Below are 23,334 nucleotides of genomic sequence, written 5' to 3'. Positions count from 1 at the left end.
GGCGTGGCGCCCGACGCCATTCGGACCAGCATCCCTTCGGCCGCCCGAAGCGACTCCACCAGGTGGCGCCGCCTGCTGCCTGTTCTGCCTGGTCGGGCTTGGCGGAGGATGCACGATTCGAACTCGCGAGCGCTTGCAAGCAACGCGCTTGCCAGAACTGAGACTACGGAGCGGCCGGTTCTCACTGGTCACGACGTCCGGCCGCTGGATCTGCCCGACGACCGCCGGACGGCCTGCGGCGAGCCGCGGGGCGAGCGATCCGGTTCTGTTCGCGGACGCCGCCACTGACCACGTCCCCGGACTCCAAGCTTGCGGCTCGCCGTAGCGGTGGAAGTCCGGGGCCGGAACCGGTGTGATCATCTTTTCGTCAGAACCGGTATGACCGATATCGATCCGTCGGCCGTTCCGGATTCACCCGACGCCTGGCGCGCCCTCGCCACCGACTGGGCCAAGACCTCAGGCGTCAACTCGCGGCGGTATACGGACCTCATGCAGGGAGCGGCCGCCCACCTGGGTGCCACCCCGGAGGGCCCGCACACCCTGGCGTGGGCGCTGGGCGTCCTCACACTGTCGGCCTGTCTAGAGGGAAGGGCTCTGCCCGATGCGGCACCCGTCGTGGCTGCCCTGACCGCGGCGGCAGAGCGACTGGACGGCGCGCCCTGCAACCACGCCGACCACCCGTATCTGACGGATTTCGACGCCGAAGATCTCACCTGGAAGTTCCGGCCGGAGGAGATGGCCCTGCGGGCAGTGGACGCCGGACCGCCCCTGGACGATCCCGGCCGGTGGAATTGCCCGCGCAATGTCGCCGGGTTCGCGCGGGCGGCGGCCGAGGCGGTGTCCCCCGGCACAGTCGACGACGTCCCTGTTCAGGCCCCCGCGAGTGTCGGGCGGGGCCTGGAGTACCTCTCCGACGTGATCTATGACCACCCCTACGGTGACCCGTACGAGACCCTCGTCGGCGAGGCCCGCGACCTGCTGGAGGCCGCGCGCCGGGACACGCCCGAGCTGCCGGGCCTGGTGGTCACCAACTGCGCGCTGCTCTGGTACGCCGTCTCCGAACGGGTCGACTCCGTCGAGGTCCTGGACGAGATCATCGCCGCCCACGAAGCCGCCGCGCGACGTTGCGAGGAGACTCCGGTGTGCGACCACGCCACCCATCCGGACCTCTCTGACTTCGAGAACTACCGCAGAGACGCCGAACTGATGCTCACCCCCGGAGGACGGCGCGCCTACCGATGGCGGCAACGATCGCTGGGCGGTCTCCCACTGGAAGCCTGGACCTGCCGCCACTACTTCGGCATCGAAGCCGAAATCGCGCTGGACGAGCTCCGCGAAGCCCGCGCGGAGGTGACCGCCGAAGCCGGACAAGCCGACGAAGAGGGTTAGGAGCTCCTGACAGGATGCGCGCAGGTGCCGACCACTCGCACCAGCCGCATCCGAACGCCGGACGGCGATGACCCGCACCTCCGGGCGGCCCGCTATCGCCGTTGGCCCAGTTCGGTTGCTGCGCGGATGCTGGCCTGGGCTTTTCGTCACGCTGGTTCGCTCCGGCCACAGCCAGTGCCGGGCTGGCCGGACAAAGCGCAAGCTCAGTGATGCTTGCGCGCTGGCATACGCGCAAATCAGCGTGATAACAGTTCTATGGCCAGGTTACGGTCACTTGCTCGCCGGGTGTGTCCCGCAGGTGAAACCGGGGTCTGAGAGACTCGGGCCCGTGAAGAGCCCTGGTTGTTCAGGGGCCGCTCTACTGCTGGGCTGCCGAGTGGAATGCCTCAGCAGGGACCAGAGAGAGTCGACTGCGACTAGAAGTACTGAAAAGGGCGGCACCCGTGGGTGCCGCCCTCGACGTGTTGTGCCTGGTGAGGCTGGCGGAGGATGCGAGATTCGAACTCGCGAGCGCTTGCACGCAACCCTTCCAAGTCTGCGGATCTCTGTACGCCCATGATCGGCGGAGTACTCCGCACTCGCTCAAGCCGTAGTCAGCCCCGTGCGGAACCAACCGCCATCCGTGGCCAGACGGCCATGAACGGGCCTGAACGAACCCCGGACGGCGACTAACTGAGACTAGAAGTGAGACTGATCGACGCCCGCTCCCAGCCAGGATGAGCTAAGCCAACGGATTTGCAGTCCCCCGCCGGACTCCCCTGACCTGCCCGCCGCCGTAGCCGCTGACCTGCACCGCCTCGTCCTGCTCGGAACGACGAGTGCACCCGATCATCCGAGGGCAAGCGGATCCGAAGCTCACGGCCACGGCCTGAGCATCGAAAGTCGCGCGGCAGCGATCGCCCCCACCACGCAACCACCTCAACCACGCTGTGGCGATCGTAGGGCGTAACCGTCGCCGTCTGGTCCGCAGCAAGATGAGCGACGTCCGGGCTCGTCCCCCTACGTCTTCTGCCAGGCTTGGCGCCACCCGCCCGCCCACACCCGTCCGGGGTCATCCGTTCCTGTCCGTTAGTACCGCCGTTAGCCGCCGCACCGTTCCATTGGGTGCGCCTTTCGGACGGTGAGGCGCTGGGGCAGGACTGTCCGCGGGGGCGAGTCTCCTGACCGCCGAGGGTCCGGGCGCGGTGAGGCCAGCAGTGAGAGTGCAACGCTCCTGATTCGCCGGACAGTCCAAGCTGAGAGCCGTCCTGCCGTTCACAAGCGGGACACAACAACCAAGAGCCGTTCGGCCGCTCACGGGCCGGACGCAACAAATGAGAGGTATCACGATCATGCCTGAACTGGCGACTGTGACACTGAACCTTTCGAAGCCGACGTGCCGCAAGGACTGGGTCCAGGTCACACTGCGGCCTGGTGTGATCGACGACCAGGCAATTGAAGTGTTCGGCTTCAGTCTGTGCGCTCAGCTGGCCTGCGCCCTCCACGAGGAGACCGGCTGGCCGATGCTAGGGGTCGAAAACCAGTTCTCCACTGGTCGAAGGGCCGTGGGGAGCCGATTCTCAGTGCGTAGCGTTCTTAGGCGGCGACGCCCGGGTGATTACTGGCTCTGGAGTCACGTTGGAGTACAGACCCCGTGTGGCCGGTTCCTGGACATCCAGGGCGCACGCACCTGTGCTGAGGTACAGCGTGAGTGGTCCGCGCTCGAGAATGGCGCACCGAGCCGCACGGTGGTGCTGCCGACCTTCGCCGACCTTCGCCGCTGGACACAACTGCCCTCCGGCACTCCGGACTCGTGGTGGGAGGAGGATTGGGTTTCCGACTTCCATGTTTCCGTGGCCGACGGACTTGCCCCGTTCGCGTCCGTGCTCGTGGACGCTTACCAGGCACAAACGGACGTAGCGGGCTGAAATTGGCCGCCACGCCCCAAGCACGAACTAGAAGCGTCCCTGACCAGGGGACGGTTTCCGAGGAGACGGCCCCCGGTGGGGGGCCGTTCTTATCTTTACTTAGAGCGCGTCCTACGTGGTGATCTGAGTCAGCTTCTTGTAGCAGATCAGGGCTGCAGCGAGGGTCAGGAATGCGGTGAACAGGTGGCCGTGGCGTTCGTAGCGGACGGTCAGGCGGCGATATCCCAGCAACCAGGCGATCGTGCGCTCGATCTTCCACCGGTGTCGCCCGAGCCGTTCAGAGGAGTCGACGCCACGGCGTGCGATACGCGGGACGACGCCTCGTCTGCGGAGCCATTGCCGCAGGTCGGCGGAGTCGTAGGCTTTGTCGGCCCGTGCCTTGGCCGGTCGCCGGCGGCGTGGACCGCGGCGGGAGCGGATGGGCGGGATGGCGATGAACAGCGGCTTGAACGCCTCGATGTCCGCGACGTTGGCGGCCGAGACTCCCACGACAAGCGGCAGGCCCCCGGCATCGGACAGGACGTGGAGTTTGCTGCCCTTCTTGGCGCGATCGACCGGATTGGGGCCGGTCAGTGTGCCCCCTTTTTCGCGCGGACGGCGGCGGCGTCCACGATCGCGCTGCTCCAATCGACCATGCCGCAGCCGCCCAGCTCGTCCAGCACGGCCCGATGCAGCCGAGGCCACAGCCCCGCGGCGGTCCAGGCGGCAAACCGGCGATGCGCCGTCGAACGGGTGACGCCGAACTCACCAGGCAACTGCCGCCAGGTACACCCGCTGGTCAGGACGTACACGATCGCGGTGAACACGAGCCGCTCGTCCAACGACGCCGTCCCACCGCCCTGCGGCCTCGGCGAGAACCCCGGGATCAAGGGCTCGGCGATCTCCCACAACTCATCGGGCACCAACCGACGCGCAAGCTCTGACAACACCACAGTCCGAGATCATCCCGGCTGATCACCCATAAACCACGTAGGACACGCTCTTAACCTGAAACCCTGGTGCTCGGACGCCGACGCTCCGGGATGCTCGTTCGCGCGAACGGGGCGCACCATTCGCGCCGTTCCGGAGTCCGTTCCGGCACAGTGGACGTCTGAACTACGGCATCTCGTCAGTCAGCCGCGCCGATAAGGACTCCCGCCAGCGAGAGGTCCGCCGATGGTTGTCTGTAGGTACTGCGGAAAGCCTCTGCGTCGTTCGTCGTATGCAAGTCTGGCCTTCTGGGTTCATGAGGACGGCGACGTCGCTTGCCATTGGGTTATGGATCACGAGCCTGTACGGGACGAATACCGATCCGGTACAAGCTCCGGAGCCTCAAGCGCCCGTAGAATCCACAGAGCGGCACAGATACGGACTGAGCAGGTAGTCACAGGGCAGTTACCAACATGCCCACTTGCGGAAGGGGCCGTACCCTGGACGGTCATAATTGCGCGTCTGTACTCGGGCAGGTGCGTTAAACAATCCGGGTCTCGTGCCCCCATCCAGGGTGGGGCGCAACCCAAACGAGAGGAGAGCGGCTATGACCCGCATCGACTTCAGCGGATACGGCCTCGACGAGCACGACCTCAAACTCTTCGACGTCGACTACGACATCGTCGTCCGCGAGGGCGAGGTCGCCAACCTTGGCGTCATCAGCTGCAGGATCGCCGTTCTCAACGGCGGCTTTCTGCGGGTGGGGACCGTCTGCGGCGGCGGCCATGTCGTCGTCTTCGACGGCGGTCTCGCCATGGTCGGCGAGGTTCGAGACGGCACCACGGCCCCCAAGGTGATCAGTACGGTCGATGTTCTCGGCCAGGCCAACATCACCACGGTCTGTACCTTTGCCCACGTCCATGTTCGCGAGGAGGGCCGGGGCTTCATCAACGAGGTCTTCGACTATGCCAAGGTCTTCGTTGCCGGCCGGGTCACCGTCGGGAAGGTCTTCGACGAGGGCGGCGTGAGCCTCTGGAAGTCCTCCGGAGGCCACGCCGACATCGGCGAGGTGTCCAAGAGGAGCCACGTCGATGTCATGGAAGGCTGCACGGCCACCATGACCAAGGTCGTCGAGGAGGCCTCGGCGGTAGTCCGCGGTGCAGCCATCATCGGCGAGCTGTCCAGGGACAGCCGCGTGAGGGTGTCCGGGAAGACCACCATCGGCAAGGTCGCCGACCGGAACTCCGTCGTCTGTGAAGGCGGCACGATGGTCACCTTGGTCGGGGCCGCCTAGGACCAGCACCACCACTTCCGGGGATCGACTTTGGTCCCGGGCAGCGGTCAGAACATCCGGTGCGTGCACCGGAGGTAGCGATCGGCCACAACGATCGCTTCCACCTGAGGGCCCGGCAACCACCGGGCCCTTCTCCTTGCCCCACCACCTGAACCACCGAGCATGGGCCGAGACGGGTCATGCGGGTGCGGAAACTCGAAGGAGGAGCCCGAGCGGCTCCCTCAGCGATGGGTGCTCATCTCGGTGGCCTCCATCCTGGTCGCCTTCATCGTCACGATGGCTACCACCGTTGCGGTCGGCGTGCCCGCTGGGCTGGTGGTCTCTTTCGGCCTGCCCAACGTCGTGAAGTGACGTAGTGGGCGCTGGACCTCCTTGCCAGCGCTAGGCATGTGAGGTCGCAAGCACCGGCGCGGGCCAGCTCGCACCGCTGCACTGAGACCAGAAAGCGCTGAGGGCGGGACCATGGGTCCCGCCCTCTCAGCGTTTGGCCTGGTGAGGCTGGCGGAGGATGCGAGATTCGAACTCGCGAGCGCTTGCACGCAACACGCTTTCCAACTGTCCGCATGGCCGTACGGGGACGTTCATGGGGGTTCGCCGAGCAGGTCAGAGGGGGTGTCCGTACGGCGGTGAACGACGGCGACCGGCGGCGTACTGGACAAAGACCAGGACAACGAACAAAGAGAACACCGTCTCACTGTGATCACGGCGCTGACCTACGGCGGAACATCCTCCCTACCCATCCCGCGCGTGCTCCGGTCCCCTCTATGCCCCGTGAACCAGGACTCAGGGCTTGTTACGCCAGCTGGCGCGCGGCTGGAGATGAGCACCCTGCGGCCCCCGTCCACGGCGCCCCCGGTGTGTACTGGTGGAACGCAACCCGAGGATGTAGCGGCCCGTCCGCTCGGCGTGGCTCCCTAGGCCATCTTCCGCGCGAGGGGTGTCCCGCTATTCCGTTAGGTCCGTCTTCTTGGCAGCAGGACCGACTTCGACATCGTGCCCCGCGTCCAACACGTCTCGGTGTTCGCCGAATTTAAGCCCAATATTGCGGACGGCTTTTGCTCGTTGCAGCGCGAAGCGACGGCTTGCGGCACCGAGATGATGCATGCCTTTGTTGCGAGTGGTCTGGCCTGAATGTTGTCGGTACAGCCAAGTGACGCCGTCGAAGTTGTAGCCGTCACACATCTCTGACAGGGCGGCGAACATGGCGATGTCTTCGTCAAACGGAAGGTCGATCCAACCGCCCAGGGCGCGAAGCGGTGTCACTCGGAGCATGAGGCCAGCGCAATGGATTGGCCAATTTGCTCCATGTTCCTCTGCCCACTCGTTCACCATGCCTGCTGCGATTCTCCCGTATGGGAGTGCCGACGGCCATGGGACCCTGCTTCCGTCCGGCATCAGGTCGTCCGCTTGGCCCACTGCCCAATGGATCGTCGAATCCTCAAACTTGGGGATCAGCGATGCCAGGGCGTTGGGCAATAGGATGTCGTCCGAGTCGAGGACTTGCACGAGTTCCCCAGTGGCTCGCGTCAGCGCCCGATTCCGTGTCGAAGCAGCGCCGAGTTGAGCGTCATTCGCTTCGTAGTGGGCATAGGAAATGCCCTTAAAGTGCTCGGCCAGGCATGGGGCCTCCCCGTCTTCCTGGACGATCCACTCAAGCTGCCAGCCTTCGGGAAGCGTCTGCTGCTCGACTCCGCTTATCGTCTCTGCCAGGTACTCGGAACTCGGTGCGTAGGCCGCCGTGATGATGGACACAGTAGGCATTATCGGGGCCTCTCTTCTAGTGGCGATTCGGGGCTGTGCGGCTTGTCCCATCGGCGTAGCTGATGTGCGAAACTGATCTGCGTTCGATCAGCCGGGTAAGTTGAGTCAGATATTTCTACCGTTCTCCCTAGCGTGTCGATGGAGCGACTTCTCAAACATAGAAGTGGCACACCGGGAGGCATGTCCCAGTCTTGGCGCTGACGCGTTGTTGGCTGCATCGCGACGATCGTGTTTTCTAGACGGTCGATCTCGATGCCTACAGTGTACAACTGATGCCAATGCCCGCCCGGCCACGGCTCATTCTCCGGATTGAAGAGTTCCGGATTACCTTCTATCAAGGCCACTGGGATATATGAGGTGCTGGAGAGGGCGAGCTTCTGAGTGTCCTTGAAGACTGTTCTGTAGGATCGTTGCAGGATTTCCGTTCCTGGGTCTATAGAGAACTCTCCGCCGAGGTCAACTCCTGCGGGAACCCTTTCGTAAGAGACGGAAAATTCCGTTTGTTCGATCGGCGTGCCGATCGTCAACTCTGTTGCGCCGACAGCCTCTCGTTCCTCTCGTGGACGAAGGGCGAGGTCTTTTTGCGTTTGCTTGGGAGTGGAGTCGAACGAGATTGCCAGAGACTTCCGCTCGGGCGGCGTTCGTACACGAGCTGGCGCGCCCCGACTGCTGGTGATGCGGCCCTCCTGAAGAAGGACCCCGTACGCCTCCCTCACGGGGCCATCGGAGCAACCCCACCGCTCCCTTAGGACGCGGACTGACGGCAGCCGGTCTCCGGGCTTGAACTCTCCGGCCGCGATGCGTGCTCGGAGATCGTCGGCGATCTGGTGATGGAGCGGGACGACTCCCGCGGTCCGCTCTGAGGTCATGACACCGCACCCTACCAGCGACTTTGCAACTTCGGTAGCGAAGTCTCTTGCGCTCGGCTGCGAAGTCGGTCTATGGTCCTTCCAAGTTCGCTAGCGAAGTACCGAAGTAGCGAAGCACTCGGAAGGCGATTCGACGGGATCGTGCGCCGACGCAGCAGGAACAGCCTCGACTGACGGGTCGAGCGCACTCGAAACCTGAGAACTCCATATGGGTCGCCGCCTCCCCCCGAATAAGGCGGTTTGCGCAGGTCATGACCTGCGCACCTGATCTTTCGATCGCCGAACCCATACGGGGTCCGGGGACGGCTCTGCCCGCCAGGGACGCGAGCCGTCCCTGGGTTCTCTCGTCTCCTGACCCACGGAGAAGCCGTGATCCTTGCAGTCTCTTCCGGACCCGCCGCTTCGGCTCCGGCTCCCGCTCAGGTGGGGGCGACGGGGTTCTACGTCGCGGTGCGGACCGGTGCCCGGGCCCATGCCGCGCTCGCGCTGGGGCCCTATGACAGCCACCGGGCCGCGCGCCTTGAGGTGGACCGTGTCCGCGAGTTCGTCACCGACGGCTGCCGTGAGGCCGGTTGGTGGCTTTACGAGACCACCCGCGTTACCGCTCAGCCCGGTCAGGCGCTGCCGACCGGCACCCTCAACGCCCTGCTGGCCTCTGGCCAGAAGGCCGCCTGACGTTCGGCGACAGCCCCCCGGCCGCAGGCGCCCGCCTGCCGGTCAACGAAGCGCCCACCGATGCAAGGAGATCTCACCATGCCGCAGCCCAAGAAGATCTGGCCGATGTTCATGGCGGTCGCCGGTTTCGCGTACGCGATCAACCACCCGGAGAAGGCCGCCGCGCTGGTCAACAAGGTGATCTACGCGATCACGACGTTCACGGGCTCGCTGGGCTGACGCCCTGTGATGACCGCTCCACCGATCACCGTTCCCTCGCTCACCAACCCCAACGAGGTGCCCGTGTCCCGCTCCCTGACCCCGTTCGCCGCGCTGGCCGATGTGGACCTGCGGGGCAAGCCCACCACCGGTGCGCAGTGCCGGTTCGACCCCGAGTTGCACACCGGCCCGGACGACACCGAGTCGCCGGACGAACGCGCCGCCCGCGAGCTGGTGGCCGCCGAGGTGTGCGAGTCCTGCCCGCTGCGCGCCCAGTGCCTCGACCTGGCGATGCAGATCCGCCCCAAGTGCGGGGTGTGGGCCGGTTTCACCGCAGCCGAACTCGCAACCCTCACCGACCTGTCCGACCTCGACCCGTTCGCCTCCGACCTCGGCGAGGTGGCCTGACATGGCGCTCACCTCGGCCGAGATCGCCGCCGAACTCACCCAGATCACCGACCGCATCGCCGCCTGCTTCGACGAGGCGGCTGACAAGCACACCACCGACCGGCAGCTGACGCTCGAAGACGTCGAACAGCGGCTGTTCGCGCTGATGGACCGCATGAAGGAGCCCACCCGATGATGACCCGTACCCTCACCGCGACCCGGCCCGGGCCGGTGGCCCTGTCGGTCGATCTGCCCGCCGGTGACATCCGCGTCATCACCGACCCTGACCGGATGGTCGCCGAGATCACGGTGACCACCCTCGGCGATGACCCCGCCGTCGATGACGCCGTCCGCGGCGCCTTCCTGCACAACAACGAACCGGCCGGTGAGCTGACCGTCCGGGTTCGCCCGCCCTCAGGTGGCGTCACCATCGTGGGCGGCACCCAGACCGTGATCGGCAACCGCGGCGCCATGGTTGTGCAGTCGTTCGGTGACATCGGCGCCGGGGTGACCGCCAACGGCGCCGTGATCAGCGGCGACGGCATCGTCAGCATCGGTGACCGCGTCGGTGGCCGTGTCGTGGTCAACGGTGTGGAGGTCACCGGCGGCGGGATCGTCGGTGGCCACGTCCAGATCACCGCGCAGCTTCCCGAAGGTTCCTCGGTGGCCGCAGTCACCAGGTCGGCGCCGCTGAGGTGTGAGGGTGAGCTCGCCGCGGTCGCGTTCACCTCGACCTCGGGTGACCTGTCGGCCGGCGGTGTGGCCGCGCTGCGCGCCAAGACCACCTCCGGTGACATCGACGCGGACGTAGTGGACGGCGCCGCGGTGCTGGAGTCGGTGTCGGGTGATGTGCGGCTGGGCCGCGCCGACGACATACGCGCCGCCACCACGTCCGGGCACGTCACAGTGAACGACTTCGGCGGGGACGCCGAGGTGACGACCGTGTCCGGCGGGGTGCGGGTGCACGCCGCCGAGGGCGGCACCATCACCGCCCGATCGATCTCCGGGCACGTCACGGTGACCGCGACCGGCACCGCGCTGGCCGAGGGACTGACCGTCCACGCCACCTCCCGCATCGGCCACGTCACCACCCCCACCGATACCCCGCCCGGTTCCGCGTCCACGTCCCGTGTCCGTCGGCCGCGCCGCACCTCCGGAGGCGCCTGATGCTCGCTTTCTTCGCCCTGTGTCTGCTGGTCGCGGCCCTGGCGGTCGCGCTGATCTGGAGCCGCTGAGATGACCATGTTCGCCGCTGACCCGACCGTGTTCCCGGCCGCGTTCGCCGCGCTGTACGCCGCGCACGAGGTGGGCGACCACTGGTTGCAGACACACGGGCAGGCGTGCGGCAAGGGCGCGCCCGGCTGGCGTGGCCGGATCCTGTGCGCCCGGCACGTGGCCACGCTGACCGCCGTCAAGGCCGCCGCGCTCGCCCTGGCCGCGCTTGTGCTGGGCCTGGCGGTCAACCCCTACGCCGTCACGGTCGCGCTGGCGGTGGACGCGGTCTCGCACTATTGGGCCGACCGGCGCACCACGCTGCTGGCGCTGGCCGACTGGCTGGGCCGCACGGTCCTGCCCGGCAAGGGCGAGTTCGCCCGGCTCGGGGACGGCGCCGCCGCCCCGACCGGCACCGGCGCCTACGCCCTTGACCAGTCCTGGCACGTCGGCTGGCTGTTCGCCGCGGCGCTGCTGTCCTCCCTGGGAGTGAGCTGACCATGAGGAACTACACCCATCCCGACGTGTTCACCATCGGCGTCGCCGAGGGCTGGGCCGACCCGGAGACCGACCCGACCCGTATCGACTGGAAGGCGCGTCAGGCGTCGGCCGCGATCCCGTTCGAGGTGATCGACGGGCGCCCGGTCAACCCGTGTGAGAAGACCGCGGTGCGCTACGGCCGCAACGAGCTGGGGCACTGGGGCGAGGCGCTGGCCGCCGACGCGCTGGTGTCGGTGACCGACCCGGCCGGCCGCCGGTGGATCCTCATGGTGGAGCGCGACGACGGTCACGGCTGGGCACTGCCCGGCGGCCACGTCGACCCCGGCGAGACCCCGACCGCCGCCGCCGTGCGGGAACTGGAGGAAGAGACCGGGCTGGCGCTGCCCGCCTCGTACTGCACGGCCACCACGCCGCGGTACGTGCCCGACCCCCGCGCCTCCGATGAGGCATGGATGGTCACCGTGCTGAGCACGGCCCACCTGGGACGCTTCGACCGCCTGGACTTCCCGCGGGTGGCCGGCGCCGATGACGCCCGCCGCGCGGAGTGGGTACCGGCCTCCTCCTACAACGTCCTTACCGCCGTGCTGACCGAGGTCTACGGCGGCCAGGTGTTCCCCGCGCACGTCGCCATGCTCCGCACGATGCTGGGGGTGGCCTGATGCTCGGCGCTGACCCGATCGTCTTCCCGGCCGCGTTCGCCGCGCTGTACGCCGCGCACGAGGTGGGCGACCACTGGTTGCAGACACACGGGCAGGCGTGCGGCAAGGGCGCGCCCGGCTGGTCCGGCCGGATCCTGTGCGCCCGGCACGTCGCCACCCTGACCGCGCTCAAGGCCGCCGCGCTCACCCTGACCGCGGTGGTTCTGGGGCTGCCGGTCAACCCCTGGACCGTGGCTGCCGCCCTGGGCATCGACGCGGTGTCGCACTACTGGGCCGACCGGCGCACCACGCTGCTGGCGCTGGCCGACTGGCTGGGCCGCACGGTCCTGCCCGGCAAGGGCAAGTTCGCCCGACTCGGGAACGACGCCGCCGCCCCGACCGGCACCGGCGCCTACGCCCTCGATCAGTCCTGGCACATCGGCTGGCTGTTCGCTGCGGCGCTGCTGGCCTCTCTGGGGGTGTCGTAATGAGCACTGGACGGTGGATCCGGTTCGTGGCGTGGTGCCTGCTGATCAGCAACGTCGCGACCATGCTGATCGCCTTCGCCCCGACCGTGGCCGGGGGGCGGTGATGAAGATCCGCCTGACCGGGCGGCCCGCCGAGGTCGACACCGCCGCCGCCCGCATCGCTGGCGTGGTCACGGTGCTGGAGACCTCCCGGCCCTACCCGCGCCGCGGAACCTCGGCGCTGGTCTCGCTCTACCTCGACGTCACCCTCGACGCGCCGCAGACCGGCACGTCCGGCGGTCCCGGCCTGGGAACCGCCTCCACTCACCCGCACGGAAGGAGGTAACCGAACCCAGGAAGAGGCGCCACCGGGGACGGCCATTCCGGACAAGAACAGTGCCGCCCCCGGGGCCTCCTGCCCTCACCAACAGCAAGGACGGAGATCCCATCATGACGCACCTGCGTTTCCTCTGCCACGTGTCGGACGTGGTGACGGCTCAGAACTGCCACTACTGCGGCGGCGCCAAGAAGATCGGCTCCACCAACCGGACGTGCCCGGTGTGCTCGGGCACCGGCAAGTGCCCCGGCGGGAGGTGACCGCGGTGAGCACCTGGAACGAGTGCCCCAAGTGCGGGACCGCCTACGACACCCCGGCCGAGGCCGCGCGCTGCCGGGAGAGTCACTGACATGGCCGCGCAGATATCCGGGTGCTGCGGCGCGCCGGTGAAGGCGACCATGACCAGCGTCCGATGCTCCAAGTGCGAGCGGCGGATCACGCCGCTCCGGCTGATCGACGCTCCCGGGCGGTAGCGATGCCTGCCGCCGCGAGCGTCGCGTTCATGGACCCGGCCGGGGACCGCTGGGGTATCCCGACGTGGTCGTGGGGCCAGGCGCCCGCTCACCTGCTCACCCGGGCACAGCTACGCAAGCGTGGGCTGTGCCCGGGTGGGCAGCCGGTAGCGGGCCAGATCCTTTGGCGCTCACGGCGAATGGCCCGGGACGGATGGATCCGCGCGGCGTACCTGTACGACGTGCGCCTGGCTAAGCCCCGCCGCCCCGCCACCCCCGCCCAACTGCGTGCGCTGGCCAAAGCCTTGGCCGCGCGCCGCACCTGCCCGCGCTGCGGACGCGACGCCGGATACGTCCTGCCCCAACGCATCGGGGCGTGCCTGACCTGCGCGGACCGGTGGGAAATCGACCGCGCCTGACCGAAAGGAATCCCGTGATGAGTACCGCGCAGATGGTGCGGCGCACGGGTGTGCTCCCTTTGCTGGCCGCGCTGCTGCTGGTGCTGGCCGTGGCCGCGCTGCGGCTGGTGTCCCTGACCGCGGTGGTCATCGCCGCCGCTGTTGATGGTGTCGCCGAGTTGGCCACCGACGCGCTGGTGTCGGTGGCCGGGGCGTCCGGGCCGGTGGCCCACGAAAGGAGGTAGACGATGACCGCGCAGGCTTCGACGCCCGACCCCGACGAGGTCGGGCAGGGAATCAACGCCCTAGAGGCGTACCTGGCCGCCCAACAGCCCACCCAGCCGCCCGCCCAGGAGGCGACGGAGACCACCGCGCCGCGGTCCGCCGGACAGACCCGGCGTGTCCGCAAGCTGGCGGGAGAGGTCGACGAGGCGTACCACCTGGCCGCGCTGCAAGAGGACGACACGCCGCTCCTGCTGGACTCGGGCAAGGTCCGCAAGCGCCGCAAGAAGGCGCACGAGGCGGCCCGACTCCACAAGCTCGGGCAAGACCCGGCGATGCGGGCATGGCAGGCCGCGCGGATGCGGCGGCTGCTGGTGGCCGCGGGCATGGTGGCGCTGACGCTGGCGCTCGCTTGGTCGACCGCGGGAGTTCAGGCGTTCGCCGCCGGTGACGCCAAGGCGTGGTCACCCGCGTGGGTGTTCGCGTGGCTGGTGGAGCCGTTCATGTCGCTGGCGCTGCTGACCGTGGTGGGCGCCAAGGCATACCTGGGCACCCGCGGGCAGCCGATCAAGTCCGCCAAGCTCGACCGGATCGAGTACGGGTTCCTGGGCCTGACGCTGACGATGAACGCCTGGCCCTACCTGCCCGGTGTCGCCGACGCCTTCGACCTGTCCCGGCTGGTGCTGCACATCCTTGGGCCGATCGTCGCGGTGGCGGTGGTGACCGCGCTGCCGATCATCCTGGAGGCGTTCGCCCGCCTCGACCATCGCGTTACCGGGCCCCTTACTGCCCCGTCGTACAGCGAAAACACCGGCGCCGACCGGCCCGCCGGTAACCCCCCGAGCCACGGTGTGGACCGGGTCGACGTGGCCGCACTGACCGCCCGCGCCCGGCGCCTGATCGCCTCGGGTGACCTGCCCGCCGCACCATCGGCCAACGCCCTACGCCAAGCCCTGCGGTGCGGGATGGACACCGCCCGGCAGGTCCGCGACGAGCTACGCGGCGGTGTCCGAGATGAGTGACCCCGAACGCCACGACGCCGCACCGGAGCGGGCCGCCCCGCCGCCGAGTTTCGGTGCCGCCTCCTCCTCCCCGCGGTGGGAGGAGGAGGCGGCCGACCCGCTGGTGGTGTGGGTGCGCTGGCACCTGGTGGAACTGGCCGGTGTGGGCGTGCCACTCGGCCTGGCCGTGACGACGACGTGGTGGTTTGTGCTGCTGGCGGCCGGGGTTGCCGCCGTGTGGGCGGCGCAGGAAACCCGCCAAGCCCGCACGCACCGCCAATTGGGCGCGGCCGGAACGACGGCCATCGACGCAAGCAGTGAGGAGACCAAGTGATGGACGACGCCAACGACACGGGCACGACCGGCGCCACTGTGGTGCGGCTGCCGGTGAACAAGCACGACCAGCCCGGGGACTCTGACCAGTCTGGGGAGGCTGGGGCGGTGTCGGGGCGGGTGCTGACCGCCGCCGAGTACGCGCGGATGTTCAGCCAGCGTGAGCAGGCGTTCGCGCGGTGGCGCGGCTACCGCGACGATGCGGTGTGGCTGGCCCGCACGCTGCGGCGGCTGGCCGCCGACGACCGGACCAAGTTCGTCGCCCGTAACGCCTGGTATGTGCCGGTCGGGGCGGGTGTGGTGGTCCGGCGGGTGTGGGAGGCCAAGACCAACTCCCGCTATGAGCGGATGATGCGCGCGGCTGAGGCGGCCGGGGACTTTGAGGCCGTTGCCGACTGGGAGCAGCGTGCCGAGCAGGCCCGGCAGCGTCGTCACCAGCGGGTGATGGACTGGATCACCAATCCCGTCCAGTTCGCCAAGACCGCCGCCGTCAGCGTCGGCACCAGCGTTGGTGCGCTGCTGGGGCTGGGTGTGGCGATGGCGGTGTCTGAGCACGATGCCTCCCAGGTGGGCGACCCGCTGATGGCCGCCGCCGCGGTCGTGCATGGCGCAGCGCTCGCGGTGGAGGCGACGTGGGAACCGGCGGTGGCGGCTGCGCCGTGGCTGACGGTGGCGTGGCTGTGGAACGAGGGGCGGCGCCGCGGCACCGGTGTGCCGGGCTGGCTGGCCGCACCCGCCGAGGAAGGCGCCGACACCCACATGGTGGTCACCGCCGACACCATCGTGCTGGCGTTGCAGCACCTGAAGATCCCCGAGCTGAAGAAGGCGTTCAAGGACGGGTGGGTGCCGACGTTCGACCCGCAGCCTGTGCGCGACGGGCGCGGCTACCACACGGTGTTCACCCTCCCGCTGGGGGTGACCGCCGAAATGGTCGCCGACCTGCGCGCCGTGCTGGCCCGCAACCTGCACCGCGCCGAGATCGAGGTGTGGCCGGCCGACGCCGACAAGACCGGGACCGGCAAGGCCGGATCGGTCGATCTGTGGGTCGCCGACGCCGGAGCCATCTCCCGCAACGCACCCGAATACCCGCTGCTGCACGAGGGCACCGCGGACGTGTTCACCGGCGTCCCGGCCGGGGTATCGCCGCGCGGCGACGCCATCACCGTGCCGGTCGTGGCCAACAACTTCGTCGGCGGCGGGCAGATGGGGCAAGGCAAGTCCAACGCCTGCCGCGTCGTCATGCTCGGTGCCGCGCTGGACCCTTTGGCCCAGCTGGATGTGTTCGTGTTCGCCAACAACGGCGACTTCGACTCCTACGCCCCCCGCCTGGCCCGCTACCGCAAGGGCGTCGACGACGAAACCGCCGCCGCCGCGCTGGCCCGGCTGCACGAGCTGTACGCCGAGGTCGGCCGCCGCGAGAACCGGCTCGCCGAGCTGGGCGCCAAGAAGGTCACCCGGGGCCTGGCCGAGCAGCACCGCGACCTGCGCCCGATCGTGGCGCTGTTCTCCGAATGCCACGAGCTGTTCTCACACCGCGACTTCGGTGAGCAGGCCGCCGAGGTGGCCACCAAGACCGCCAAACGCGCCCGCAAGGCCGCGATCACGCTGATGTTCGACACCCAGTCGTCGCGTAAGGAGGCCATCCCGCCCAAGCTCGTCGAACTCGTGAGCGTGAACGCGTGCTTCTACGTCAAGACCTGGCGGTCCAACGACGGGTTCCTGGGCGACGGTTCGTTCGCCGCCGGGATCCGCGCCACCGAACTGCGCCCCGGCCGCGACCGCGGAACCTCCCTGATCACCGGGGTGTCCGACGCGCCGTTTGAGCTGCTGCGCTGGTACTTCGTCGAAGTCGACGACGACACCGGTTACGACGCCGCCGCCGACGTCATCGCCCGCGCCATGGCCCAGGTCGACCCCGCCACCCCGGTGGAGGCCACCACCGACCCGGTCAAGGTCGAAAACCGTGACCTGCTGGACGACCTCGACGAGGTTCTCGGCACCGAACGCGTCCGCCTCGCCGACGTGCCCGCGCTGCTGCGCGACCTGGCCCCCGCCTGGGGCCCCTACCTCGCCCTGACCGGCGCGCAGCTTCGCGAGCGGCTCACCGAGCTGGGGGTCAAGACCACCAACAAGGGCAACGTCCCCCGCCTTGACCCTGCCGACCTCCGCCGCGTCGTCGCCGAGAAGGCCACCGCCGACCTCGACGACGACGAGTGAGTTAGACGGCCGTCACCCTCCCCAAAGCCCCTCTCAGGGCCCTAGGAGGGGCGGTCGTCTAACCCGCCTAACCCGCCTAACCCGCCTAACTTTCCGCAGGTCACCTGCCAAGTGAGACGCGGGCGGGCGGCAGGTGAGAAAACTAACCCGCCCACCCGCCAACTAACCCCGAAACACCCCGCCGCACAGCGCCGCGGCAGCGACCGCGCAGCGCTGTCACCCACCCTCACCCCGGACCGGGACGCCCCGGCCCTGCCGCCCCATGCCCCGCACGGGAACCACAACGGGAGCACCCATGCCCGAAAGCCGCTGGACCATCCCACCCACCGACCCAGACACCAGCCTGCCGACCGACCGCCCCGCCGACTGGACCGCCACCACCCCCTGGGCGGCGCTGGACGGCCCCGACTGCCCGACCTGCCAGACCAGCAACACCGCATGGGACGGCATCAGCGCCGACTCCCTCGGCGACTGGTGGACCTGCGACCACGACCACCGCTTCCTACTGACCCCCGAAGGCCAGGCCATCCCCGCCGAGGACGCTGCATGACCCCGGTGTTTTTCCTCGGCGCGCACCAACCGCACTGGCTGTGGACCGCACGGTTCCCGCTGTTCGTCTCCCACCGCCAGCTCGCACGCAAGGCCCGGTTGCGGCCCGCGCTGTGCCGGTGGGCGCTGGACTCGGGCGGGTTCACCGAACTGTCCCTGCACGGCCGGTGGACCATCACGCCCGGCCAGTACGCCGAAGCCGCCGCCCGCTACGCCGAACACCTCGGCATGCCCGACTTCCTGTCACAGCAAGACCTGATGTGCGAGCCGTTCATGATCGAGCGGACCGGCCTGAGCGTCCGGGCGCACCAGGAACTCACCGTGTCCAACTTCCTCGACCTTCGGGCACTCGCCCCGCATCTGCCGTGGCTGCCGGTCGTTCAGGGCTGGACGCTGCCGGACTACCTGCGGTGCGTCGAGCTGTACACCTCCGCCGGTGTGGACCTGGCCACTCTGCCGCGCGTCGGGCTGGGCTCAGTCTGCCGGAGACAGTCAACCGCCGAGATCGGCCACATCGTGGCCACCCTCGCCGGACTCGGCCTCAAGCTGCACGGGTTCGGCGTCAAGACCGGCGGCTTGCACCGCTACGGCCACCAACTCGCGTCCGCCGACTCCATGGCATGGAGCTACAACGCCCGCCGACTCCCGCCCCTGCCCGGATGCCGCAGCCACAAGAACTGTGCCAACTGCCTGACCTACGCCACCGGGTGGCGCACCCGCCTCCTGACCGGCCTGGCCGCCCGCGGCCATCAAACCGACCTGTTCGCCCTGCCGACGCTGCACGAGGAGACCGCAGCATGACCACCGGAACAATCCCGGACGCCAGTCACCTGCGCACCGCGCTGGACCTTGCGGCGGCCGGTGTGCCGCCGCTGCCCCTGCGGGCAGGCAAGGTGCCGTTCGGGAACTGCCGCGCGTGCGCGGACGGCGCCTGCGGCGGACGCCCGAACATGAAGATCCCGGGGCCTTGCCAGTGCCCCACCCCCTGCCACGCGTGGGCCGCGGCCACCCTCGACCCGCACGTCCTCACCTCGCCCGCGTGGGCGGCGGCATGGCGGCAGGCCGCAGCGGTCGCCTACCACCCCGGCGGCGCCGGGCTGACCGTGGTCGACCTCGACAACCCGGCCGCCGTCGCATGGGCCCGCGCGACCCTGCCCGCCACCCGCACCGTCCCGACCACGCGCGGACAGCACTGGATCTACCGGGGCGTCACGCAGTCGGCGAACGAGGTGCGGCCCGGCGTCGACCTCAAGTCGCTCATGTCTTACGCGCGGTGGCGCGGCCGGGGAACCGGCACCATGACCGACCTGCCCGCCGCCGTCCGCGAGCTGGCCGCCACCAAGCCCCGCACGGTCTCACCCGCCCAGGCCGCCGCCACCGCGCCCGGCGGGGGCGGGCAGTGCCCTCACCGCACACCCGCCTACCTTGAGCGCGGCATCGCCATGGCAGAGCAGCGCATCACCGACGCCCAAAGCGCGGTCCACACCACCGTGTACCGCACGTTCCTGGCCGTGCTGGCCGCCCACGGCCGGTGCGGCTGCCTCACCGACGCACACATCACCAGGCTGTTCACCGCCGCGCAGGCCAAGGGCGAAACCCCGCGGCACTGCAATGACGCGTGGACCAACGCCCGCACCAGGTTGGGACTGTAGCCATGGCCGACGACGACAAGACACCGGCCCGCCAGGTCATCACCGACTACGCCCAAGCGCACTTCCGGTACTTCCGCACCGCCGACGGGACCGTGTTCGCCCAGCAGAACGGCCACCCCGTGGCGCGTCCGATCCGCTCCCAGGGCACCTCGGGCAGCCACCGCCAGGAACTTATGGTCGGCCTGTTCAACGACGGGTGCGGCACGTTCAGCGGAACCGCCCTCAAAGAAGCACTCGACCTGATCGAGGCGCTCGCGGTGACACAGGACGTCCAGCCCGTCCACATCCGCGTCGCACCCGGATTCGACGGCGCCACCTGGTTGGACCTGGGCCGCAGCGACGGGCAGTCGGTCCGCATCCACCCCACCGGGTGGGACGTCCGCACCCCCGACCCGCAAGAGGTGTGCTGGCGCCGCACCCAACTCACCGGCGAACTTCCCCTGCCGGACACCGACACCAACGGCAAGGGCATCGATCAGCTGCTCAGCCTGTGCAACTTCGCCAACGCCCAGACCGAAAGCCTGGCTATCGCCTGGCTGATCGGCTGCCTGGGCCCGTCGGTGCCCGTGCCGGCGCCCTTCCTCACCGGCCCCCAAGGAGCGGGCAAGTCCACCGGCGGCCGGATGCTCGTGCGGATCATCGAGGGCATGAGCGGGGACCTGCGGCGCCCTCCCAAAGATGAAGAGAACCTGATCGCCGCCGTGGCGGCCGGATGGGTCACCGCGCTGGACAACCTGTCCCACCTGGCCCCCGACCTGTCCGACCTCATGTGCTGCATCGTCACCGGCGCCGAAACCATCAAACGCGGCCTGTACACCGACTTCGATGTGGTCCGCGCCCGCTACCGGCGCCCCTTGCTGCTGACCGGCATCGACGTGGGCGTCATCCGGCCCGACCTCGCCGAACGCCTCCTCCCGCTCCGACTGGAACGCCCCCGTGTCCGCCGCACCGAGGCCGAACTGTGGCGCGACTACGAAGACGCGCTCCCCGCCATCCTCGGGTCCCTGCTCGACCTCACCGTCAAAGTCCGCGCCGCCGAAGCCGACATCCCCACCGACCTGCGCATGGCCGACTTCGCGCACCTGTGCGCCCAACTCGACGCCGCGACCGGACTTCAAGCGCTCAACGCCTACCGCACCAGCCTCGACGACCTCAACGACGACGTCATCGAAGGTGACCTCCTCGCACAAACCGTCCTCAAACACGCCGCCGACCTCACCGACGGCGACCCGACGCGGATGACCTCCACCGAATGGCTACACCGCCTCACTGGCCTCTACAACGGCGACGACTACCGCCCCCTACCCAAGGGCTGGCCCACCACCGGCAAAGTCCTCTCCGACCGCCTAAAACGCCTCCAACCCACCCTTGCCGCGCGCGGCGTCCTGATCGACTGGGGCCGCACCCCAGACAGCCGCTACATCGAAATGACCCGACGCCCCGCCCCACCACCACACCAGCAAGAGCCGATGCTCTGACGGCGTCGGTGGGGCAAGCAAGAAGAGCACCCCGGGCGCGTCGCGCACGGGAGACGGACGGGGTGCTCTTCTTTCAAGCGTTCGCGCCGAGCGCACATCAACAGACACCCCTTCTCTTTTCCTAAGAGAAGGAACGCTGCGTCATCTGCGTCATGCAGGGACGCAAACCGGCCCCTGACCTGCCGCTACAGCGATGACGCAGAACGGCCCCGGCTGCGTCATCTGCGTCATCTGCGTCATCTGGTGACGCAGCCTGCGTCACCAGATGACGCACCCCGAAACCTCTGCGTCACTCAAACCCGCAGGTCAGAGACACAAATGACGCGGGTGACGCGATGACGCAGAAATCCGCACCTAGGAAAGCCTGCCCATCGAAAGGGATCCCTTCATGGACACGGACGACCTCGCCGCCGTTGATTCCACCCTCGTCCTACTCACCGTCGAAGAGGCCGCCCGCCGACTCCGCATCGGCCGGACCACATGCTTCGCACTCATCCGCGCCGGAGAGCTGGAGTCCATCGACGTTGGCCGTCTCCGTCGCGTCCCCGTCGACGCACCAGCCGAATACGTCGCCCGCCGACGCGCGGCCAAACGAGCTGCTTAACGACGCCCGTGGCGGTGGGCTGTCCCGAACAGGACAGCCCACCGCCGCGCGCTCATCCCGACACCAGGAAACAGGAGCGTGCCTGTGGCAGAAAACAAGAAGAAGCGCACCCGCCGCGCCAACGGCGAATCCGCGATCTACTTCGGAAAGGACGGTCGTTGGCACGCCCGGGTGCCGATGGGCTACAAGGACAATGGGGAGCCATACCGCCGCCACGTGACGCGCCCGACACGCGACGAACTGGTTGAGGAAGTCCGGCGGCTTGAGAACGAGCGCGACGCGGGTTCGGCGCGTCAGCCCGGCAAGCCGTGGACAGTTGAGAAATGGCTTTGGCACTGGGTCGAGAACATCGCCAAACCGACCGTCAGCGAGAACACATACGACGGCTACGAGGTCGCCGTCCGCGTGCACCTCGTTCCCGGTATTGGCAAGCATCGCCTTGACCGCTTGCAGCCCGAGCACCTGGAAAGCCTGTACCGCCGAATGCAGGCGAACGGCGAGCGCAAGGCCGGTACAGCTCACCAGGCCCACCGCACCGCCCGAACCGCCCTAGGGGAGGCGGTCCGGCGCGGCTATGCGGCGAAGAACGCCGCCGCGTTGGCAAAGCCGCCACGGATGGAAGAGGACGAATCCGAGGTAGAGCCCTACTCCGTAGAAGAGGTTCAGCGCCTGTTGCTCGAAGCCAACAAGCGCCGAAACAGCGCCCGTTGGATGCTGGCGCTGGCGCTCGGACTGCGTCAGGGCGAGACGCTCGGACTGCGCTGGTCTGACGTCGACCTCGCCAACGAGTACCTCAAACTGCGCCGAAACCGTCTCCGTCCCAGGTACAAGCACGGGTGCCCGGACGCCTCACCCTGCGGCCGGAAGCCGGGGTACTGCCGAGACAAGGTTCAGGTCCGGCGCGAGACCAAGAACACCAAGTCGCGAGCGGGACGACGTGCCGTGCCTCTGCCCGGCCCGCTGGTCTCGATGCTTCGTGCGCATCGTGAGGCCCAAGCGCGCGAACGCAAGGCGGCCGGCAACCTGTGGGCCGAGTCGGACTATGTGTTCACCAAGCCGCTGGGTGGCCCGCTGAGCCCCAACACGGACTACCACGACTGGAAACGGCTGCTGGAAGACGCGGGGGTTCGGAACGCTCGGCTGCACGACGCCCGGCACACGGCCGCCACCGTGCTCATGCTGCTCGGTGTCCCGGACCGCGTCATCGATCAGATCATGGGGTGGGAGCCGGGCACCTCCGCGAGCATGCGTGCGCGGTACCTCCACGTGCCTGACGCCATGCTCAAGGACGTGGCCCGGAAGATCGCCGATGCCATCTGGGGACCACCGGAAACGCTCCCTGTGGACAAAAACCAGGACAACGGGGGCTGAGGACAACAACAAGAGGGCCCGCTGATCTTCAGCGGGCCCTTCGTTTGGCCTGGTGAGGCTGGCGGAGGATGCGAGATTCGAACTCGCGAGCGCTTGCACGCAACACGCTTTCCAAGCGTGCGCCCTAGGCCACTAGGCGAATCCTCCATAGGAGAGCCTACCGGTTCTCGGGGAGTGACCTGACATCAATTACGGCGCGGATGGGGACCGGGCCGTACACGTGAGGAAAGAGCTCGCCACCGGCGGGTTCGTACCGGACGGGCGCGTCCAGGAGGGCCACGTCGATGGTCAGCAGGACCAGGCCGTCTCGGTCGATGCCGGTGTAGAAGCGGCCGAGGACGCCGTCCACCTGGTCCATGTCGGACGAGCAGTGGATGAAGCCCTCCTCGTCCAGCGTCCGGCCCAGGGTCGACATGGTGTACGACACGCCCGTGTCCCGGGCGGATTCCCAGTGGGTTCGTTCGGCGATGTGCAGGAGCGTGCCCTGGGGTGACGGGGACATGAGCCGGAGAC

29 protein-coding genes and 1 tRNA gene are annotated in these 23,334 nt (G+C 68.5%); 25 read left to right on the top strand and 5 right to left on the bottom strand.

What is annotated here, in order from left to right:
• Positions 1-378: 378 nt before the first annotated feature.
• Positions 379-1,389, top strand: a complete 1,011-nt coding sequence (locus tag ACQPXG_RS45600; protein WP_433465376.1) for a hypothetical protein — start codon at positions 379-381, stop codon at positions 1,387-1,389.
• Positions 1,390-2,720: 1,331 nt separating this feature from the next.
• Entirely contained in the window at positions 2,721-3,296 is a 576-nt protein-coding gene (locus ACQPXG_RS45595; RefSeq protein WP_433465375.1) for a hypothetical protein, read from the top strand.
• Between the two features lie 111 nt (positions 3,297-3,407).
• Here ACQPXG_RS45595 and ACQPXG_RS45590 read toward each other — a convergent pair.
• A protein-coding gene (locus tag ACQPXG_RS45590; protein ID WP_433470170.1) for an IS5 family transposase occupies positions 3,408-4,225 on the bottom strand; the annotation gives its coding sequence in 2 pieces (ribosomal slippage) (positions 3,408-3,875 and positions 3,878-4,225; 816 coding nt in all).
• A 587-nt stretch (positions 4,226-4,812) separates the two neighbouring features.
• Here ACQPXG_RS45590 and ACQPXG_RS45585 point away from each other — a divergent pair.
• A complete protein-coding gene (locus ACQPXG_RS45585; protein WP_433465374.1) occupies positions 4,813-5,499 on the top strand; it encodes a hypothetical protein in 687 nt (228 codons plus the stop codon).
• Between the two features lie 945 nt (positions 5,500-6,444).
• On the opposite strand, the gene ACQPXG_RS45580 is transcribed toward ACQPXG_RS45585, so the two are convergent.
• Positions 6,445-7,251, bottom strand: a complete 807-nt coding sequence (locus ACQPXG_RS45580; RefSeq protein ID WP_433465373.1) for a glycosyltransferase family 2 protein — start codon at positions 7,249-7,251, stop codon at positions 6,445-6,447.
• An 8-nt stretch (positions 7,252-7,259) separates the two neighbouring features.
• Entirely contained in the window at positions 7,260-8,129 is an 870-nt protein-coding gene (locus tag ACQPXG_RS45575; protein WP_433465372.1) for a GntR family transcriptional regulator, read from the bottom strand.
• 423 nt (positions 8,130-8,552) lie between these two features.
• Here ACQPXG_RS45575 and ACQPXG_RS45570 point away from each other — a divergent pair, with 423 nt between their 5' ends.
• From ACQPXG_RS45570 to ACQPXG_RS45465, 22 genes are all read left to right on the top strand, one after another.
• Positions 8,553-8,804, top strand: coding sequence for a hypothetical protein (locus tag ACQPXG_RS45570; protein WP_433465371.1), 252 nt, complete (start codon positions 8,553-8,555; stop codon positions 8,802-8,804).
• 78 nt (positions 8,805-8,882) lie between these two features.
• Positions 8,883-9,023: a hypothetical protein gene (locus tag ACQPXG_RS45565; protein WP_433465370.1), complete on the top strand. Its 141-nt coding sequence runs from the start codon at positions 8,883-8,885 to the stop codon at positions 9,021-9,023.
• Between the two features lie 9 nt (positions 9,024-9,032).
• On the top strand, positions 9,033-9,410 hold the full coding sequence (locus tag ACQPXG_RS45560) for a WhiB family transcriptional regulator (RefSeq protein ID WP_433465369.1): 378 nt from the start codon (positions 9,033-9,035) through the stop codon (positions 9,408-9,410).
• A gap of 1 nt (position 9,411) precedes the next feature.
• Positions 9,412-9,585 carry a hypothetical protein gene (locus tag ACQPXG_RS45555; protein ID WP_433465368.1) on the top strand — a complete coding sequence of 58 codons (174 nt, stop codon included), beginning with the start codon at positions 9,412-9,414 and terminating at the stop codon, positions 9,583-9,585.
• Positions 9,582-10,556 (top strand): DUF4097 family beta strand repeat-containing protein, encoded by a 975-nt coding sequence (locus ACQPXG_RS45550; RefSeq protein WP_433465367.1) that lies wholly within the window; start codon positions 9,582-9,584, stop codon positions 10,554-10,556. Before ACQPXG_RS45555 ends, ACQPXG_RS45550 begins: the two co-directional genes overlap by 4 nt.
• A 69-nt stretch (positions 10,557-10,625) precedes the next feature.
• Positions 10,626-11,099: a transcriptional regulator gene (locus ACQPXG_RS45545; RefSeq protein ID WP_433465366.1), complete on the top strand. Its 474-nt coding sequence runs from the start codon at positions 10,626-10,628 to the stop codon at positions 11,097-11,099.
• A gap of 2 nt (positions 11,100-11,101) precedes the next feature.
• A complete protein-coding gene (locus ACQPXG_RS45540) occupies positions 11,102-11,761 on the top strand; it encodes an NUDIX domain-containing protein (RefSeq protein WP_433465365.1) in 660 nt (219 codons plus the stop codon).
• Positions 11,761-12,228 carry a transcriptional regulator gene (locus ACQPXG_RS45535; RefSeq protein WP_433465364.1) on the top strand — a complete coding sequence of 156 codons (468 nt, stop codon included), beginning with the start codon at positions 11,761-11,763 and terminating at the stop codon, positions 12,226-12,228. The genes ACQPXG_RS45540 and ACQPXG_RS45535 overlap by 1 nt, the downstream gene beginning before the upstream one ends.
• Positions 12,229-12,331: 103 nt before the next feature.
• Positions 12,332-12,553 carry a hypothetical protein gene (locus ACQPXG_RS45530; protein WP_433465363.1) on the top strand — a complete coding sequence of 74 codons (222 nt, stop codon included), beginning with the start codon at positions 12,332-12,334 and terminating at the stop codon, positions 12,551-12,553.
• A 104-nt stretch (positions 12,554-12,657) separates the two neighbouring features.
• Positions 12,658-12,804, top strand: coding sequence for a hypothetical protein (locus tag ACQPXG_RS45525; protein WP_433465362.1), 147 nt, complete (start codon positions 12,658-12,660; stop codon positions 12,802-12,804).
• Between the two features lie 90 nt (positions 12,805-12,894).
• Positions 12,895-13,017: a hypothetical protein gene (locus ACQPXG_RS45520; RefSeq protein ID WP_433465361.1), complete on the top strand. Its 123-nt coding sequence runs from the start codon at positions 12,895-12,897 to the stop codon at positions 13,015-13,017.
• Positions 13,018-13,019: 2 nt separating this feature from the next.
• On the top strand, positions 13,020-13,415 hold the full coding sequence (locus ACQPXG_RS45515; RefSeq protein WP_433465360.1) for an RRQRL motif-containing zinc-binding protein: 396 nt from the start codon (positions 13,020-13,022) through the stop codon (positions 13,413-13,415).
• Positions 13,416-13,432: 17 nt separating this feature from the next.
• The gene (locus ACQPXG_RS45510; RefSeq protein ID WP_433465359.1) at positions 13,433-13,639 is read left to right on the top strand and encodes a hypothetical protein; all 207 of its coding nucleotides are present in this window, start codon (positions 13,433-13,435) and stop codon (positions 13,637-13,639) included.
• A 3-nt stretch (positions 13,640-13,642) separates the two neighbouring features.
• Positions 13,643-14,638, top strand: coding sequence for a hypothetical protein (locus ACQPXG_RS45505; protein ID WP_433465358.1), 996 nt, complete (start codon positions 13,643-13,645; stop codon positions 14,636-14,638).
• Positions 14,631-14,951 carry a hypothetical protein gene (locus tag ACQPXG_RS45500; RefSeq protein WP_433465357.1) on the top strand — a complete coding sequence of 107 codons (321 nt, stop codon included), beginning with the start codon at positions 14,631-14,633 and terminating at the stop codon, positions 14,949-14,951. Before ACQPXG_RS45505 ends, ACQPXG_RS45500 begins: the two co-directional genes overlap by 8 nt.
• On the top strand, positions 14,951-17,167 hold the full coding sequence (locus tag ACQPXG_RS45495; protein WP_433465356.1) for a hypothetical protein: 2,217 nt from the start codon (positions 14,951-14,953) through the stop codon (positions 17,165-17,167). Before ACQPXG_RS45500 ends, ACQPXG_RS45495 begins: the two co-directional genes overlap by 1 nt.
• A 295-nt stretch (positions 17,168-17,462) precedes the next feature.
• Positions 17,463-17,717 (top strand): hypothetical protein, encoded by a 255-nt coding sequence (locus ACQPXG_RS45490; RefSeq protein WP_433465355.1) that lies wholly within the window; start codon positions 17,463-17,465, stop codon positions 17,715-17,717.
• Positions 17,714-18,517 carry a DUF7221 family queuine tRNA-ribosyltransferase-like protein gene (locus tag ACQPXG_RS45485; protein WP_433465354.1) on the top strand — a complete coding sequence of 268 codons (804 nt, stop codon included), beginning with the start codon at positions 17,714-17,716 and terminating at the stop codon, positions 18,515-18,517. The genes ACQPXG_RS45490 and ACQPXG_RS45485 overlap by 4 nt, the downstream gene beginning before the upstream one ends.
• On the top strand, positions 18,514-19,368 hold the full coding sequence (locus tag ACQPXG_RS45480; RefSeq protein ID WP_433465353.1) for a hypothetical protein: 855 nt from the start codon (positions 18,514-18,516) through the stop codon (positions 19,366-19,368). The genes ACQPXG_RS45485 and ACQPXG_RS45480 overlap by 4 nt, the downstream gene beginning before the upstream one ends.
• Positions 19,369-19,370: 2 nt before the next feature.
• Positions 19,371-20,846, top strand: coding sequence for a hypothetical protein (locus ACQPXG_RS45475; protein ID WP_433465352.1), 1,476 nt, complete (start codon positions 19,371-19,373; stop codon positions 20,844-20,846).
• A gap of 388 nt (positions 20,847-21,234) precedes the next feature.
• Positions 21,235-21,450, top strand: a complete 216-nt coding sequence (locus tag ACQPXG_RS45470; RefSeq protein ID WP_433465351.1) for an excisionase family DNA-binding protein — start codon at positions 21,235-21,237, stop codon at positions 21,448-21,450.
• Positions 21,451-21,534: 84 nt separating this feature from the next.
• Positions 21,535-22,821, top strand: a complete 1,287-nt coding sequence (locus tag ACQPXG_RS45465; RefSeq protein WP_433465350.1) for a tyrosine-type recombinase/integrase — start codon at positions 21,535-21,537, stop codon at positions 22,819-22,821.
• Between the two features lie 59 nt (positions 22,822-22,880).
• Here ACQPXG_RS45465 and ACQPXG_RS45460 read toward each other — a convergent pair.
• Positions 22,881-22,968: transfer RNA gene (locus ACQPXG_RS45460), tRNA-Ser, on the bottom strand.
• A 10-nt stretch (positions 22,969-22,978) separates the two neighbouring features.
• The gene (locus tag ACQPXG_RS45455) at positions 22,979-23,323 is read right to left on the bottom strand and encodes a DUF952 domain-containing protein (protein ID WP_433465349.1); all 345 of its coding nucleotides are present in this window, start codon (positions 23,321-23,323) and stop codon (positions 22,979-22,981) included.
• Between the last annotated feature and the right edge of the window lie 11 nt (positions 23,324-23,334).

The organism is Spirillospora sp. CA-128828 (assembly GCF_050945415.1).
GTDB lineage: Bacteria > Actinomycetota > Actinomycetes > Streptosporangiales > Streptosporangiaceae > Spirillospora.
Note: the sequence above shows the minus strand (reverse complement) of the source record. Positions and strands in the feature narration are given on the sequence as shown.

Bases quoted from the DNA above. Each gene is read 5' to 3' on its own strand.
- ACQPXG_RS45600 (WP_433465376.1), top strand. From the start codon at position 379: ATGACCGATATCGATCCGTCGGCCGTTCCGGATTCACCCGACGCCTGG.
- ACQPXG_RS45595 (WP_433465375.1), top strand. From the start codon at position 2,721: ATGCCTGAACTGGCGACTGTGACACTGAACCTTTCGAAGCCGACGTGC.
- ACQPXG_RS45585 (WP_433465374.1), top strand. From the start codon at position 4,813: ATGACCCGCATCGACTTCAGCGGATACGGCCTCGACGAGCACGACCTC.
- ACQPXG_RS45575 (WP_433465372.1), bottom strand. From the start codon at position 8,129: ATGACCTCAGAGCGGACCGCGGGAGTCGTCCCGCTCCATCACCAGATC.
- ACQPXG_RS45565 (WP_433465370.1), top strand. From the start codon at position 8,883: ATGCCGCAGCCCAAGAAGATCTGGCCGATGTTCATGGCGGTCGCCGGT.
- ACQPXG_RS45560 (WP_433465369.1), top strand. From the start codon at position 9,033: ATGACCGCTCCACCGATCACCGTTCCCTCGCTCACCAACCCCAACGAG.
- ACQPXG_RS45555 (WP_433465368.1), top strand. From the start codon at position 9,412: ATGGCGCTCACCTCGGCCGAGATCGCCGCCGAACTCACCCAGATCACC.
- ACQPXG_RS45550 (WP_433465367.1), top strand. From the start codon at position 9,582: ATGATGACCCGTACCCTCACCGCGACCCGGCCCGGGCCGGTGGCCCTG.
- ACQPXG_RS45545 (WP_433465366.1), top strand. From the start codon at position 10,626: ATGACCATGTTCGCCGCTGACCCGACCGTGTTCCCGGCCGCGTTCGCC.
- ACQPXG_RS45540 (WP_433465365.1), top strand. From the start codon at position 11,102: ATGAGGAACTACACCCATCCCGACGTGTTCACCATCGGCGTCGCCGAG.
- ACQPXG_RS45535 (WP_433465364.1), top strand. From the start codon at position 11,761: ATGCTCGGCGCTGACCCGATCGTCTTCCCGGCCGCGTTCGCCGCGCTG.
- ACQPXG_RS45530 (WP_433465363.1), top strand. From the start codon at position 12,332: ATGAAGATCCGCCTGACCGGGCGGCCCGCCGAGGTCGACACCGCCGCC.
- ACQPXG_RS45525 (WP_433465362.1), top strand. From the start codon at position 12,658: ATGACGCACCTGCGTTTCCTCTGCCACGTGTCGGACGTGGTGACGGCT.
- ACQPXG_RS45520 (WP_433465361.1), top strand. From the start codon at position 12,895: ATGGCCGCGCAGATATCCGGGTGCTGCGGCGCGCCGGTGAAGGCGACC.
- ACQPXG_RS45515 (WP_433465360.1), top strand. From the start codon at position 13,020: ATGCCTGCCGCCGCGAGCGTCGCGTTCATGGACCCGGCCGGGGACCGC.
- ACQPXG_RS45510 (WP_433465359.1), top strand. From the start codon at position 13,433: ATGAGTACCGCGCAGATGGTGCGGCGCACGGGTGTGCTCCCTTTGCTG.
- ACQPXG_RS45505 (WP_433465358.1), top strand. From the start codon at position 13,643: ATGACCGCGCAGGCTTCGACGCCCGACCCCGACGAGGTCGGGCAGGGA.
- ACQPXG_RS45500 (WP_433465357.1), top strand. From the start codon at position 14,631: ATGAGTGACCCCGAACGCCACGACGCCGCACCGGAGCGGGCCGCCCCG.
- ACQPXG_RS45495 (WP_433465356.1), top strand. From the start codon at position 14,951: ATGGACGACGCCAACGACACGGGCACGACCGGCGCCACTGTGGTGCGG.
- ACQPXG_RS45490 (WP_433465355.1), top strand. From the start codon at position 17,463: ATGCCCGAAAGCCGCTGGACCATCCCACCCACCGACCCAGACACCAGC.
- ACQPXG_RS45485 (WP_433465354.1), top strand. From the start codon at position 17,714: ATGACCCCGGTGTTTTTCCTCGGCGCGCACCAACCGCACTGGCTGTGG.
- ACQPXG_RS45480 (WP_433465353.1), top strand. From the start codon at position 18,514: ATGACCACCGGAACAATCCCGGACGCCAGTCACCTGCGCACCGCGCTG.
- ACQPXG_RS45475 (WP_433465352.1), top strand. From the start codon at position 19,371: ATGGCCGACGACGACAAGACACCGGCCCGCCAGGTCATCACCGACTAC.
- ACQPXG_RS45470 (WP_433465351.1), top strand. From the start codon at position 21,235: ATGGACACGGACGACCTCGCCGCCGTTGATTCCACCCTCGTCCTACTC.
- ACQPXG_RS45455 (WP_433465349.1), bottom strand. From the start codon at position 23,323: ATGTCCCCGTCACCCCAGGGCACGCTCCTGCACATCGCCGAACGAACC.